Origin of the sequence: Bartonella sp. AA23NXGY, from assembly GCF_042197165.1 — a bacterium.
GTDB lineage: Bacteria > Pseudomonadota > Alphaproteobacteria > Rhizobiales > Rhizobiaceae > Bartonella.
This window is the reverse complement of record NZ_JBHIRO010000011.1, coordinates 25,567-40,101: the sequence shown is the minus strand read 5'-3', so window position 1 is coordinate 40,101 and position 14,535 is coordinate 25,567. Positions and strand designations below refer to the sequence as shown.

The window sequence follows — 14,535 nt, the reverse complement described above, 5'->3', positions numbered from 1 at the left end:
CCTCTTAAAACAAGTAAATAGCCTAGTTGTAGGAAGATATGAAGTTGTAAAGGGGAAAATCAACATCCATCTTTACTGTCATTTTTTATTCGATTTTACGCATTTGTTAAAAAAATATTTCTCAGTGCTTCCTATTTCACGATGTCGCCTGTGAATGGTATAAGGATAAAGCCATTAAGCACCATCATCTTTTCGGTTACGGAGTAACAAGCTAGGGGAAAACATCATCATATTATATTTGCTTATATTTGCTAATTCTCAATCTTACTGCAGCTTTTGGCACTTGAGGCGGTTTATGAGGGGCATTTTTAGTCCTTTCTTTACTGCTTTTAAGTCTGAAAGTTTATGTTTTTAGGGTGAGAAATCAATCCTGTTGTTTTTTTGAAATTGTTGCAAACAATTCTATTGTGATAAATAGCGAGATTTTTATTTTTGGTGTTATGTCTAAAATGCAAACTTCTGCTCTGTCTTAGTTGGTTTGTTGTGGTGGTGGGATAGAACGGGAGATTGAGAGGGTCGTTTTGTATTTTCTTTAGGTTTGAAAGCCAATATTTTGAAGTTGAGAAATCAATCCTGCTGCAAAAGTAAAACGAGAAATATTGAGATCATTTTCAATAAGGGCGCTAATGCGGTTTGTAATGTTGTGAATATGATCTTCTTCTGTTTTTTTCCAAGTGTCAAAAGGATCTTTTTTCTTTCCATAATTTTTGAGGATTTTCATAACGATTTGCCGAAAGCTTTCAGAAACATTTTCTTTGGCTTGGCTTAAAGCCATACTATCATAATAATCTACTACAGGAATTATACGACTTGCTTCGTTAATGCGGTTTATACGAATGATTTGCGCAAGTGAAAAGTAGATCTCTGCGGTTTTAATAAGATCACTGTTGCTTTGTTTTGCAATCAAAGAAATATCACAGATTGTTGAAGCAGCTTCCAAGAGAGCTAATTGTTTCGCTAATGCTTTTGGTGCTCCCTCTTCGCTGTAGTGTAATGCTTTTTCTTCAATCTTTTGCTTAATATCGTTGCCGTGAGAATGCATAAGCTCTTTTTCAATAACGCTACGGGCTTGTTTTATTGTTTTTACAATTTCTTCTAATGGACGTGAGAGATCTATGTTGTGCAAACCCCAATTGGTTGTTTCAAAGAGCATTGGGGTCATTGTTGCGTAGAATTTATTTTGGACAAGACCGGGTATTTTATTATCAAGCTTATCAATTTGCTCAGACAATTGAGGAATTTCGAAACCATCGCGGATGGCAATGAAAACGCGAATAATATTTTCAGTCTTTTGTTCTGTTGCATCATGTAGTCTATTAACAAAAGTGGGGCCTCCACGATTTACAATATCGTTGGCAATCAGCGTTGCGATAATATTACGACGCAATTGATGGTTAATAACTTCCTTCTTAAAATTTTCTTGAATTTGGGTTGGAAAATAGTTCAGCAAGGCTGTATTGAAATAGTGATCATCAACAATGGGGCTATTAGCAATTTCTTCTTTTAAGGTCAATTTAGCATAGGCAAAAATAACGGCGAGTTCTGGACGGAGAAGACCTTTGCCTTGGGTTGTTCTTTGTCGTAAAATTTGCTCATCAGGGAGTATTTCAACTCTGCGATCTAGAAGCTTTTTTTGTTCCAAGTCGTGCATAAAGCGTATTTGATAGGGCAAATCAGCAGTGCTCTGGTTTTCCGCCAAAGAAAGCGCAAGAGGTTGTAGATAATTGTTGCGCAAGACGAGTTGCTCGACTTGAGGCGTCATTTTTTTCAAGAGCTTATTGCGTTCTTCGCGAGTTAACGTTTTGGCACGTAGTGCTGATGCAAGAACAATTTTGAGATTGACCTCAATATCAGAACAATTCACACCAGCAGAATTGTCAATGGCATCCGTATTGCATCGACCACCATTTAAGACATATTCAATCCGTCCACGTTGTGTAACACCAAGATTAGCTCCTTCACCAATAATTTTTGCACGCACTTGTTCTCCGGTAATGCGTATTGCATCATTTGCGCGATCACCTACTTGGGCATCATTTTCTGTTGCAGCACGGATATAAGTACCAATGCCACCGAACCATAAAAGATCAACAGGGGCTTTGAGAAGAGCAGAGATAATTTCAAAGGGTGTTCCTGTTTGTTTTTCGAAACCAATGGCTTGTGCTGCTTCAGGTGAGAGGGTAATGGTTTTTTCTTTTCGTGAGAAGATACCACCGCCCTTTGATAATTTGGTTTTATCGTAATCCTGCCAGCTTGAGCGAGGTAGTCTGAAGAGACGCGTACGCTCTGCATAGCTTTCGTCTATGTTCGGATCTGGATCAATAAAGATATCGCGGTGATCAAAAGCGGCAATCAATTTTGTTTGTTTGGAAAGCAGCATTCCATTGCCAAAGACATCACCAGACATATCGCCAACACCGACACAGGTGAAGGGCGTTGTTTGAATATCGTGATTAAATGACTCTCTAAAATGTCTTTTGACGGCTTCCCATGCACCTTTAGCTGTAATACCAATGTCTTTGTGGTCGTAACCTGCTGAACCTCCAGAGGCAAAAGCATCATCAAGCCAAAAGTGGTTTGCTTGGCTGATGGCGTTGGCTGTATCAGAAAAAGTTGCTGTTCCTTTGTCCGCTGCAACAACAAAATAGGGATCAGGGTCATCATGACAGATGACATTGTGGGGAGAACTTATTTTGCCGTTAATCAGATTGTCTGTAATGGAGAGCAAAGCTGTTATAAAGTCTGTATAAGCTTGTCGTGCTGCTTCTATGATGACAGCACGGTCATTTGTTTGGGGAAGCCGATGGGGATAGAATCCACCTTTTGCACCTGCAGGAACGATAACCGCATTTTTAACTTGTTGGGCTTTGACTAAGCTAAGCACTTCGGTGCGGTAATCTAATGCACGGTCAGACCAACGAATGCCGCCACGAGCGATAGGTCCAAAACGCAAATGGACCCCTTCAACTTCTGGTCCATAAACAAAAATTTCTCGGTAAGGGCGCGGTTCAGGCAAACCTTCAATCTGGCGTGGATTTAATTTGGTGGCTAAAATACGCCGTGGACTTCCATCAGGAAGAGTCGTAAAGGCATTCGTTCGTAAACTCGCCTCGATAAGGTTACAATAACGGCGTAAAATGAGATCATCGTCTAAACCAGAGACTTTCCGTAATTTTTCTTCAATGCGCTTTTGAATAACTTGTTGGTTTTTTTTTCGTTCTTTTTCTGTATGGCTTTGATGAAATTTTAAATGAAATAAAGCATAAAGATCTTGGGTAATGTCAGGATAAGCATTTAAAGTTTGGGCAACGCGATCTTGCGAATAAGGAATTCCAGCTTGTTGGAGATAGCGCCCATAATGGCGCAAAATAACAATTTCATGCCAATCAAGCTCAGCTGTTTGGGTGAGAGCATTAAAGCCGTCATTATCAGCATTTTGTGCCCAAATGGCTTCAAAGGTTTCGGCGTGTTTTTGACCGTCTTTTTCAAAATCGATACAGCGTTGGAAAGTACTTTCTAGCTGCATATCATGAAGATACACAGAGCGCCCATTGCCATCTGGTAATTCAAGGGTTTGTTCAGCAATAACGCGAAACCCCATATTTTCAAGGAGTGGTACACGTTTGGAAAGGGCAAGTGCTTCATGGCGGTGAAAAAGCCGAAGAGAAATGCACTGTTTTTCTTTGTTTTGTGCGTGATAAAAGATCACGAAAAGGGGCTTTTCATCATGAAGACTTAGAATATGTCCGGCATCGTTAATAGCGTCTTCAGCTGAAAATAAATCACGATAGCTGTTGGGGAATTCACTGGCTAGACGTGTTTGTTGCTCTGTTATTTTCTTGTTAAGAGCGATGGCTTGAACCCTGTCTTCCCAACTTCGTGCAATCGAACGTACATGTTGTTCAAGTGTGGAGCGCTCATGAAGGGGAACAGTTTCGTTTCCTTTGCGATGGATGATATAATAGACACGTATAAGGGGGCTTTCCAAAAATAGCGGATAAGATTCAAAAAAGTCACCTTTATAAAGCTCTACAAAATGTTCGCCAACTTTTTCACGCAGGCTGCTGCTATATTGGTCACGCGGTACGTAGACAAGGATAGAAACAAAGCGTCCAAAAGAATCAGTGTGGGCAAGAACCCGTAAACGTGGGCGCTCATCTAATTGTAGAATAAGCTTAGTGTTTTCTGTCAATGTATCAACATCAGAGCGAAACATTTCATCTCTTGGATAGGTTTCTAAAGCACTGATGAGTGCTTTTCCTGAATAATCGGCGTGATTGTGTCCAAGACGTTGAATAATAGTTCGGGCTTTTTCTTTTAAGAAAGGAATTTGCAAAATAGAACGTGTATAAGCTGAGGAGGTAAAAAGCCCTACAATGCGTAATTCTCCACAGAGTTGGTTTTCTTTATCAAAGATTTTAAGACCAATATAATCGAGCCAAACAGAACGGTGAATTTTGGAGCGGCTGTTCGCTTTTGTCACGATAAACAGATTATCGCTTTCCATGAAGGATAAAACTTCTTGAGGAGGTTCTTTCATGCTTTTATCGTCAACAATATGAATAGAAGCATCCGTGAGTATACCAAGTTCAATATTACTGGCTGTAAAGGATTTTAGGGGTTTTTGGTCTTTGATGAAGTTGTAAGTGCGCATACCAAGGAAAATGAAATTATCGTCCATTAGCCAGTGAAGAAATTCAATAGCTTTTTCGCCTTCTTGTTTGTAGTGTGGGGGAAGACTTATTTGGTAGGCATGAATCTGCTTTTCAACTTCTTCAAGCATAGGTTTCCAGTCTTGTACAGCAGCATTAACCTGTTCAAGAACTAAGGTGAGTTCATTTTCAAGTTTTTGTATTTGCTGTTTGTTTAATGACTCGATGTGAATTTGCATCAGACTGATGCGTTTTCCAGAAGCACAATCAATAATGGGGTGTGCAATCAAATAGATATGGTTTTTGTGTTGATTAAAAACATTTAAAATAGAATCCAGAAGGAAGGGTTTGTTATCATTGACAAGCGTGATAACGGTTATAGGTCTGTTACTGCGGGTTAAATTTTGCTCAAAGCAGATGGTATTTTTTCCCGTCTGATGGAGATTAAAAGCTTTTACCGCGATGGCTGTGGCTTTTTGAAGTTCTTCATTTTCGTAATAAGCAATATCTTCTTTATCGGTTTGGGCAAAAAGGATTTGTTCTATTTTATCTTGGGTGTTTTTTGTCTCTGTTTTTTTTTGTTGCAACACATTCACTCTCCCTTTTTGCTCTTAAGGGGTCTTTATTAAAAGCAGACCATTATATTTTTTATATACTGTAACACCTTCTTTCTAAAGAAAATAGCTCTTTATTTGGAAAGAATGAGTTTGTTTTTGCTATTTTTTAGTAATATTTTGTACTTTAAAGAAATATTTTGCTTCAAGGAAAGGGCACTTTTAGTATTTTTGTATGTTAATAGTTTGTTTTTTAAAATATACAAAATGAAAGTAAAAAAAGAAGCAAAAGTAAAGAGAGAATGGCGCATTTACCAGAAAGACTTTTAAGTGGTTACCAAAACTTTATAAACAATCATTTTTTATATAAAATAGCAGATTATCAGCAATTGGCGATTGAGGGGCAGAAACCTGAAGTTTTGGTCATTGCTTGTTGTGATTCGCGTGCAGTACCAGAAATGATTTTTGATGCTAAGCCAGGGGAAATTTTCACCCTGCGCAACGTGGCGAATGTGGTTCCTCCTTTTTCTCCTGATGACCAATATCACGCAACATCAGCAGCTCTTGAATATGCTGTGCAATTGCTTGAGGTGAGACATATTGTCGTTTTTGGTCATGCCCATTGTGGAGGCATTCGTACTGCTCTTAATGAGACATATAAATCTTTATTATCAAATGATTTTATCGGTCAATGGATAAGTCTCTTAGCACCAGCAGCAGAAATCGTTTTGAATAATAAGTCGCTGTCTTGGCCAGAAAAACAGACGGCATTAGAGCAGCTTTCTATTCGCCATTCGTTGAGAAATTTAGAGACGTTTCCGTGGATAAAGCTTCGCAAAGATCAAGGTTTTTTGACATTGCATGGTGTTTGGTTTGATATCTCTAGCGGAAAATTATGGAGCATGGAACAGGAAACAGGTTGTTTTATGCGTGTTGAAGTTGAAAGTTTTGAAGTATAGTATTTGTTGTTTTTATTTCTTCGTATAAAAAGATATTTTATGATAAAACTTGACAAAGCTGGGGTTTTATTGTTTGAAGGAGCAAGCTTTCAGTGACAAAATTAACTTGGAGCCACCGACTGAGACCCCAGTTTAAGGGTATAAAGAGATCTCAGAGGTCAACATCCGACGGCGCGATGCGTTCTCGGATGCTATTTTGGTTTGTTTGTTATGCAACAATGAGGTAAATGATGTTTGAATCCTTGCAAGAGCGACTTGGTTCTATCCTGTCTCATTTGACGGGACGTGGCGCTTTATCGGATCAGGATGTTGTAGAGGCGCTGCGTGAAATTCGTCGCGCTTTATTGGAAGCTGATGTTGCTCTTGATGTTGTGCGCTCTTTTACCGATAGAGTTCGGGAAAAAGCTGTTGGGGCCGAAATCGTTAAATCAATTAAACCAGGCCAAATGGTGGTTAAAATTGTTCATGATGAATTGGTTCATATTCTTGGAAGTGAAAGCGTTCTGAGTGATTTAAATGCACCAGCTCCAGTTGTTATCATGATGACTGGTTTGCAAGGTTCGGGAAAAACAACCACAACAGCAAAGCTTGCAAAACGTTTTACTGATAAGCACAATAAAAAAGTTCTCATGGCGTCATTAGATACACGCCGTCCCGCTGCACAGGAGCAATTGCGCCAATTGGGAGAACAGGCAAAACTTGCAAGCTTGCCTATTATTGCGGGTCAGCTGCCCGTTGATATTGCATCACGTGCCGTACAGGCTGCTAAATTGGGTGGTTATGACGTGCTTCTTCTTGACACAGCAGGACGTAATCATATTGATGAAGCTTTGATGCTCGAATTGGCTGAAATTAAAGCATGTTCCCTTCCTCATGAGATTATGTTGGTGGCTGATAGTTTGACGGGGCAAGATGCCGTTCATCTTGCTCGTTCTTTTGATGAGCGTGTCGGGATTACGGGGATTATTTTAACACGGATGGATAGTGATGGGCGTGGTGGCGCTGCTCTTTCTATGCGTGCTGTTACAGGTAAACCAATTAAAGCAATTGGAACTGGTGAAAAAATAGATGCTTTAGAAGAATTTCATCCCAGTCGTATTGCTGATCGTATTCTCGGAATGGGGGATATTGTTTCTTTGGTTGAAAAAGCTGCTGAAACAATGGATCACGAGAAAGCTGCTGCTTTTGCAAAAAAAATGCAAGCCGGAAAATTTGATCTGAATGATCTTGCAGAACAGTTGCAGAAAATGAAAAAACTGGGTGGAATGGGCGGTATTATGGGCATGTTGCCAGGAATGGGGAAGGTCAAAGAGCAGATTGCGGCTGCGGGGTTTGATGATCGTTTGTTTGATCGTCAATTGGCCATTATTTCATCTATGACACCCAAAGAGCGGGCGAATCCAGAGCTTTTAAAACATAGCCGCAAACAACGAATTGCTAAGGGGTCTGGTACGACAGCGGCTGATATTAATAAACTTTTGAAGATGTATCGCCAAATGGCTGATATGATGAAAGCCATGGGTGGTAAAGGAAAAAGTGGTTTTATGGGAAAAATGTTGGGAGGCCTTGGTTCCAAAATGGGTTTTGGTGGTATGGGAAACTTGGGAGGGGATTCTCCAGCTATACCGGATTTGTCGGGATTGGATCCAAAGCAATTCTCAATGCTTCAAAAGCAAATTGAAAATGGTAATGGAGGGAAGCTCTTGCCCGGACTTCCTAAGCGTGGACCTACATTTCCTGGTCTTTCCAATGGCATTGTCGATGGGGGAAATTTTCCTCAGCATCCTAAGAAAAAATAAGATGTAAAGAGGGAAAGGAATATAATGCAGGAAACAGTATTAAACGAATTGGCACATTTACGAGCATCCATTGATAATTTTGATGCAACCTTGATTCATATCTTAGCAGAGCGGTTTCGTTGTACGAAAGCTGTTGGGCGCTTAAAAGCCCGTTATGATTTGCCTAAAGTAGATCCTCTGCGTGAGCAATATCAGGTAGCGCGTTTGCGGCAATTGGCTATAGATAGTCATCTTGATCCTGATTTTGCTGAAAGATTTTTAAAATTTATTATTAAAGAAGTTGTGAGTCATCATGAAGTTATTGCTGAAGAGCAAAAAACAAAAAAGTCAATTTAAACGAAAGCCAGAGCTGACAATAGGAGATAAAATATGGCATTGAAAATTCGTTTGTCCCGTGGAGGTTCAAAAAAACGTCCTTACTATCATATCGTCGTTGCAGATGTTCGTAGTCCGCGCGATGGGCGGTTTCTTGAACGTGTTGGTGCATGGGATCCAATGTTGCCTAAAGATGGACCGAGGGTGAAACTTAATGAAGAACGTATCCAATATTGGCTTGGGCAAGGGGCTCAACCAACAGATCGCGTTTTACGGTTTTTAGATGCAGCTGGCTTGAAAAAGCGTCCAACTCGTAATAATCCACATAAAGGTGAACCGGGTAAAAAAGCACAAGAACGTATAGCAGCAGCAAAGCAAGCGGCAGAAGAAGCAGCTGCAGCGGCTGAAGCAGAATCTGCTACAGCATAAGAAGCATGGTTGTTTAATCAACGTGTTTTTAAAAGCTTTAGAAAAATAAATATTATCCGTTTTTGTCTATCAAAAACGGATCTTCTTTAAAAAGCTGCTTGTTTAAATCGCGTTGGTTTTTTTAAATCAATGGTTTTAAAAATCAATGGCGCGGCCTTTAATTTCCCAATCTCCATAGCGGGAAGGGTCCTTGCCGCCGCGTCCACCATTTTCTAAAGGTTGTTCTTTTTTTGCTGCGTGTTTTCGTCTTTCTTCAGCTTCTTGGAGAGCGCGTTGTGCTGCGGGAGAAAGAGATTGCTGTTTAACGTCAGTTGCATTTTTTTTGCTTGTTTTCTCATCTTTTTTATTCATTTTACACCTATTCCATTGAAGAAGCAGAAAGAAAACACCATCATATAGTATTGATTGACTTTTATCATGGAGTTTTTTGAGTAATGAATATAATGCGTACAGCTATGCTTTTGGCTTTTTTAACTGCTCTCTTTATGGGAGTTGGTTATCTTGTTGGAGGGGGTGGTGGCATGGTCATTGCTCTTTTAATGGCAAGTGGTTTAAACTTTTTTTCTTATTGGAATTCAGATAAAATCGTTTTACGCATGTACGGGGCGCGTGAAGTTGATCAGCATTCAGCACCAGTTTATTATAAGATTGTAAGCGATTTAGCTAAAAAAGCTTCTCTTCCTCAACCAAAAATTTATGTTATTGAGAATGCACAGCCAAATGCTTTTGCAACGGGACGTAATCCGCAAAATGCAGCTGTTGCTGCAAGTACTGGGTTGTTAGAGCGGTTAAGCGCTGAGGAAATTGCCGGCGTTATGGCGCATGAGCTCGCACATATTGAGCATCGTGATACGTTAACAATGACTCTAACCGCAACGATTGCAGGGGCAATTTCAATGCTTGGTAATTTTGCTTTCTTTATGGGAGGACAGCGTAACTCTTCAGAAGATTCTCATGGCGCTGGGGCAATTGGAGGATTTATTGCATTGCTCGTGGCGCCTTTTGCAGCGATGCTGGTGCAAATGGCGATTAGCCGTACACGGGAATATGCTGCGGATCGGAGAGGGGCTGAAATATGTGGTAATCCTTTATGGTTGGCTTCGGCATTGCGTAAAATTGCTGATGGGGCGCATGGGGTATATAATGAAGAAGCAGAGCATAATCCAGCAACCGCGCATCTGTTTATTATTAATCCTTTGAGCGGTGAGGGAGCGGATAGTCTTTTTTCGACACATCCAGCAACTGCAAATCGTATTGCTGCTCTTTATCGGCAAGCAGAAGAGATGAAAGGGGCTCTTACCAAAAGTGTGGGATGGAATAAAGAAGACGCTATACATGAAAAAAGCAGCGGGATGAATTATGCAGATTTTCATAGTGGTCAGGCTCATGTATTAGGTGAACAAGAAAACAGTTCTTTTCAGCGTGTTACAAAACGTCCTTCTTGGCTTCGTTATGAAAATTCAAAAAGATCTCGTTCATAGAATTATTGAGAGAGCTCTTGAGAAAACTGTGATATAAAGGTGGTGTTTTGAAACACAAAAAAGCGGGGCATGTGTCTGAAAAAAATGTTCCAGGATTAGCTGTTCGACAGGTGTGTGTGCGTCTTTTGGGGGCGGTAGTTGATAAGTACACGCCTCTGTCTGGTTTGACGGATAATGAACACGGACATCCACAATATTTGAAGCTTTCACAACGAGATCGTTTGTTATGTCGGGCTATTTTAACAGCTTCATTGCGTCATCGAGGGCAGATTATGGCGGCTCTCTCACGCTTTTTGGCGCGTCCTTTGCCTTCACAAGCACTTTCACTTCAGCATCTTTTGCATATCAGTGTTGCACAAATTCTTTATCTTGATATTCCCGATCATGCGGCTATTGATTTAGCTGTGCGTGTGGCGAAACTTGATCCTCGAATGCGCCGTTTTTCAGGGGTGGTGAATGCTCTTTTGCGCAATGTTGCACGTGAGGCAGAGCCTTTACGCCAACAAGTTCCTACCATTGAAGGTGTGCCAGCGTGGTTTGGACAGCTTTTAATATCAGCTTATGGAACAGAAAAGGCACATCAGATTATAGCAATTCAAAGTATGGAACCCCCTCTCGATTTGACAGTGAAATCTGATAGCGTTGGATGGGCTGAAAGACTTGGCGGTGTTGTGTTGCCTAATGGCTCTGTTCGATTGAATCGTCTGGAGTGTTCTGTTTCTGATTTACCAGGCTATTGTGAAGGAGCTTGGTGGGTTCAAGATTTTGCCGCAGCCTTGCCTGCTTGTTTACTTGGGAATATTGAGGGTAAACGCGTTGCTGATCTTTGTGCAAGCCCTGGGGGGAAAACAGCACAATTGGCTTTGCAGGGGGCAGAAGTGACAGCAATTGAGCTTTCTGCTAACCGCATAAAGCGTTTAAAAGAAAATATGGAACGGCTTCATTTTTCAGTTCATATTTGGCAGGGCGATGTGAAAAATTTCCATTCAACACAGCTTTTTGATGCGGTTCTTCTTGATGCTCCTTGTTCTTCTACAGGAACAATCCGTCGTCATCCGGATATTTTATGGACGAAATCGAGGGAAAATATCGTCAAGTTAGCGGCGTTGCAATATGATTTGCTTGTCGCAGCAATTTCTTTGGTGAAGGAGGGGGGGCGGATTGTTTTTTCCAATTGTTCATTGGCAAGAGAAGAAGGTGAACATCTTATTGAGAAAATTTTATCGACACGCAATGACATTGTTTTAGACCCTATTTATCCAGAGGAAATGGGAGCACTGGAACATTTGCTTTGTGGGGGGATGTTACGGACAACGCCTGCGGATTTTTGTCATAAAAATTTTGATGCTGAGAAAACCGTATTTTTAGGAATGGATGGTTTTTTCGCTGCGCGCTTACGAAAAATTGCTTAATTAACGCTTCATTTACAAAAATGGTCGAAATTGTATTTGATTCAGCATAAATGGAGATGAAATTTTGGCGGTTGCGGTAAAAGCTCCTCAGGTAAAAGTGGCAGCCTGTATCGATACGATACAGAATGTTATGCGGCGTTTATGGGTTGGACCATTGTTTCGTTGGCGATTTTCAGGGTTTCGTCCTCATAAAATTTTAGCGCATCCCATGGATTTGCATGTAGCTGATCCGATGATGGCGCATGAATTTTATCATGGTCGTTTTGCTTTTGCTGGTCACATTGTTCATTCTGGTGCTGTTTCGCCGTTTTCATTGGTTCCACCAACGCTAGAATGGGAAGCGGCTCTACATGATTTTCATTGGTTGCGCCATATGGAGGCAGCAGGAAGTGATTTAGCTTCTGCACATGCACGCTCTCTTTTAGAAGACTGGTTTGACCATGCTGGTAAGAAGGTAAAAGGGCTTGCTTGGAGTGATCCTGTTGTGGCGCGGCGCTTGATTTCATGGATTTGTCATTCGAAAATGTTGTTAGAAGGGGCAAGTGAACGGTTTGAAAAACGCTTTTTACGTGCACTTGGTTTGCAATTTCGTTATTTGCGCGTAACAGTTTGTAGTATGGAGCACAATGATCAACGTTTACAAGCAGCAGTGGCTTTGACATTCGCATCTCTTGCTTTGCCTGTTTCAGCGGCAGTGAAAAAAAAGGTACAAACCACACTTATAGAGGAGCTTTCCCGTCAAATCCTAGTTGATGGTGGGCATATTTCCCGTAGTCCTGTTATTTTGCTGAATTTGTTATCGGATTTATTGTCGTTACGGCATCTTTTTATGCGTAGCAATGAAACAGCACCCCGTATTTTGATTGATTCTGTTGAGCGTATGTTGCCAGCTTTACGATTCTTTATCCATGAGGATCAAACGTTGGCCCATTTTAATGGGGTTGGTCCCCTTGTATCGGAACGATTATCATCACTTTTGGAGCTTGATGAAACAGGAGGACATCCTTTTAGTTATGCCCGTTATTCAGGATTTCAGCGCTTAAAAGCCAATCAAACAACAGTGCTTGCAGATACAGGAAAGTTTCCACCTCGCTCTGTAGCACAGCAGGCTTGTTCGGGGTGTTTGTCTTTTGAAATGTCTTCACAAGGGCACCGTTTTATTATCAATGCCGGTGTTAATCCTGATGGGCGGGAAGAGTATCGACATTTAGGGCGTGTTACTGCAGCACATTCAACAGCTACGCTTAATGATTGTTCAGTGGGTGCTTTTTATCATAAAAACAAAAATGGCGCGCCATTTTTGTTTGATGGACCAACAGACGTTCAAGTGTGCCGTATAGAGGATTCAGAGAAGACGGGTTTTATTGCGAGTCATAATGGTTATATGCGACCCTTTAATCTTATTCATGAGCGTGGTCTTATTTTGGCGACAAATGGAGATACGATTGAAGGTTTTGATCGCTTTTTTATGCCAAATAAAGGGGGAAAGAGACACAAGAGTGTGCAAAATGAACAAAATCATGTTGCTGTTCGGTTTCATCTTCATCCACAAGTTGAAGTTAACTATGATGGCAAACGTGTGTGTTTAGCCGTAAAGAATGAGAACGTGAAGAGTGAACAAATATGGTATTTTATATCGCCTGACGCAGATATTTGTCTTGAAGATTCGATTGATTTTGCAGAATTAACAGGTCCACAACGGACACAACAGATTGTTTTATATTTTCGTCCTGCATTTCAGGAAAAAGTTCGTTGGCGTTTTATCCGTAAAGCGTTTGATAAAAAATTAGAACATTGTTCCAACCCATAGTATATTGCGTTTTATCTTGCGTGTCGCAAAACATCATCGTTTATTGTGGTAATATTCTCAAAATTTGAAGATCATATCAATTTTATACACGAAGCATTTTTTGGGAGTATGGGTTGGATGTTTTTAGGCAAGGTTTGCTCATAGAATCTCATGAGGTGATGCTAAAGGAATTGGCTTCAGAAAAAAAGGTTTTTGAAAGACCATTGTTGACAGATGAGTACTAGTTAAGGATTTTGATCCTTTAAAGATATAGAGAGAAAATTAAGTCGTTCTTATCTTCGATAAATTTTTAAGTGTGCTGTTGGGATCAATATTTCTCTCTGAGAGAGTTGCATTAATAGGATTACGTTCTTCACGAAAAACAGAGCGCTATTGTATTGTATATTCACGAACTTATTTTAAAGAAAAATTCCTTAACGCTTCCAAGCTATTTTGCGACGATGCCCGTGATGGGTATAACGGTAAATCCATTAAGCCCCCCCATCTTTATGCTTATGAAGGAGCAGTTCGGCACTATCACACTATTGATCAGTGCCCAATGTTTGTAACAAGCTCTTGGCACTAGAGATAGTTCATAAGAGGCATTTTTAGCCTTTTCTTAATAGCTTTTATCCATACAGCTCTCCCCGCGCTTGTAACGTGCAGGCGAATGGTTTTGGTTGATTCAACATACACAGATTTGAAATGGAAGAATTTTACGGTATTCGGGGTTCTAATTTAATATGAATAACGCTAAATTATTATTACAAATCAAATGTTGTACATCACAGAAGCATTGAAAATTCGAGAAACAATACATAACAATGGCCGAGAAAAATAACTCTTCTGCTCTTTGTTATTATACTAAAAATGAAGTTATAATAACAAACCACAAAATGCGCGCTTTTTTATAGCAAAGCATTCTCTCAAATATCTTAAACAATTTTCATAAAGATTTACGCGAATAACGTCGTGCAATTGAATCAATATCACCTCGACAAATTCCAAGATCACTAAGTTCATATGTTGAAAGACGACTTAACGCATTAACGGTTCGACGATAACGGCGCCAATTACTATAAAAACGTAGAATATTCATATCCCCTACTCAAACTTTTCATTACACTCTTTAGTTTAAGAATAGA

Annotated in this window: 9 protein-coding genes and 1 pseudogene; 7 read left to right on the top strand and 3 right to left on the bottom strand. The window is 40.3% G+C overall.

Annotation, left to right across the window (positions count from 1 at the left end; genetic code table 11):
- Window positions 1–532 precede the first annotated feature (532 nt).
- The gene (locus ACFINY_RS07030) at window positions 533–5,242 is read right to left on the bottom strand and encodes an NAD-glutamate dehydrogenase (protein ID WP_375700943.1); all 4,710 of its coding nucleotides are present in this window, start codon (window positions 5,240–5,242) and stop codon (window positions 533–535) included.
- Between the two features lie 266 nt (window positions 5,243–5,508).
- On the opposite strand from ACFINY_RS07030, the gene ACFINY_RS07025 reads away from it, so the two are divergent.
- From ACFINY_RS07025 to rpsP, 4 genes and pseudogenes are all read left to right on the top strand, one after another.
- Window positions 5,509–6,165 (top strand): carbonic anhydrase, encoded by a 657-nt coding sequence (locus ACFINY_RS07025; protein ID WP_375612226.1) that lies wholly within the window; start codon window positions 5,509–5,511, stop codon window positions 6,163–6,165.
- A gap of 230 nt (window positions 6,166–6,395) precedes the next feature.
- Entirely contained in the window at window positions 6,396–7,964 is a 1,569-nt protein-coding gene (gene ffh / locus ACFINY_RS07020; protein ID WP_375612251.1) for a signal recognition particle protein, read from the top strand.
- A gap of 24 nt (window positions 7,965–7,988) precedes the next feature.
- Window positions 7,989–8,317, top strand: a pseudogene (locus ACFINY_RS07015) (chorismate mutase).
- A 16-nt stretch (window positions 8,318–8,333) separates the two neighbouring features.
- Entirely contained in the window at window positions 8,334–8,708 is a 375-nt protein-coding gene (rpsP, locus tag ACFINY_RS07010; protein ID WP_375612227.1) for a 30S ribosomal protein S16, read from the top strand.
- A 135-nt stretch (window positions 8,709–8,843) separates the two neighbouring features.
- Here the strand turns inward: rpsP and ACFINY_RS07005 are convergent, their stop codons facing one another.
- Window positions 8,844–9,059: a DUF1674 domain-containing protein gene (locus tag ACFINY_RS07005; RefSeq protein ID WP_375612228.1), complete on the bottom strand. Its 216-nt coding sequence runs from the start codon at window positions 9,057–9,059 to the stop codon at window positions 8,844–8,846.
- A gap of 83 nt (window positions 9,060–9,142) precedes the next feature.
- Between ACFINY_RS07005 and htpX the strand changes: the two genes are divergently transcribed.
- From htpX to ACFINY_RS06990, 3 genes are all read left to right on the top strand, one after another.
- The gene (gene htpX, locus ACFINY_RS07000; RefSeq protein ID WP_375612229.1) at window positions 9,143–10,189 is read left to right on the top strand and encodes a zinc metalloprotease HtpX; all 1,047 of its coding nucleotides are present in this window, start codon (window positions 9,143–9,145) and stop codon (window positions 10,187–10,189) included.
- 47 nt (window positions 10,190–10,236) lie between these two features.
- On the top strand, window positions 10,237–11,601 hold the full coding sequence (locus ACFINY_RS06995) for an RsmB/NOP family class I SAM-dependent RNA methyltransferase (RefSeq protein ID WP_375700942.1): 1,365 nt from the start codon (window positions 10,237–10,239) through the stop codon (window positions 11,599–11,601).
- A gap of 64 nt (window positions 11,602–11,665) precedes the next feature.
- Window positions 11,666–13,411: a heparinase II/III family protein gene (locus tag ACFINY_RS06990; protein WP_375689033.1), complete on the top strand. Its 1,746-nt coding sequence runs from the start codon at window positions 11,666–11,668 to the stop codon at window positions 13,409–13,411.
- A 925-nt stretch (window positions 13,412–14,336) separates the two neighbouring features.
- On the opposite strand, the gene ACFINY_RS06985 is transcribed toward ACFINY_RS06990, so the two are convergent.
- Window positions 14,337–14,489, bottom strand: a complete 153-nt coding sequence (locus tag ACFINY_RS06985) for a DUF1127 domain-containing protein (RefSeq protein WP_273790070.1) — start codon at window positions 14,487–14,489, stop codon at window positions 14,337–14,339.
- Window positions 14,490–14,535: the final 46 nt, after the last annotated feature.